At 66.0% G+C, this 353-nt stretch carries 1 protein-coding gene; it reads right to left on the minus strand.

Annotated elements, in window-relative coordinates; all coding sequences use genetic code 11:
* Positions 1 to 353 (minus strand): RHS repeat protein (locus BGE37_RS24855; protein WP_198598489.1); only part of this gene is annotated, 353 nt, incomplete at both ends.

The raw sequence follows: 353 nt of genomic DNA on the forward strand, positions 1-353 counted from the left end.
GTCCCGCGTGTACTCGACCAGCGGCGTTCCGCCCAGCTTCATCCCCGCAAGATAACCGCTGCCATACGTCAGCCACTCCACCGGCGGCAGACCGTCCGGCTCCTGACGGGTCGCCAGCCCCTGTTCGCTGTACGCGTGCCCCGTCTCATGCTCCCACAGCATCTCCCCCGTCTCCGGGTTCTCCACCGTCTGCCGTTCGCCCGTCAGGCGGCCCTTATCGTCATAGCCGTAGTGGACCGCCACACGGTGGCCTTCACTGGTATGGCTGAGGGTGGTTAACCACCCGTGCTCATCATACTGCCACTGCTCTGCCGCTTCGCCGTTCACCGTCCGGTGCGTGATGCGGTCCGACG

The organism is Escherichia sp. MOD1-EC6300 (assembly GCF_002965045.1).
Lineage (GTDB): Bacteria > Pseudomonadota > Gammaproteobacteria > Enterobacterales > Enterobacteriaceae > Escherichia > Escherichia coli_F.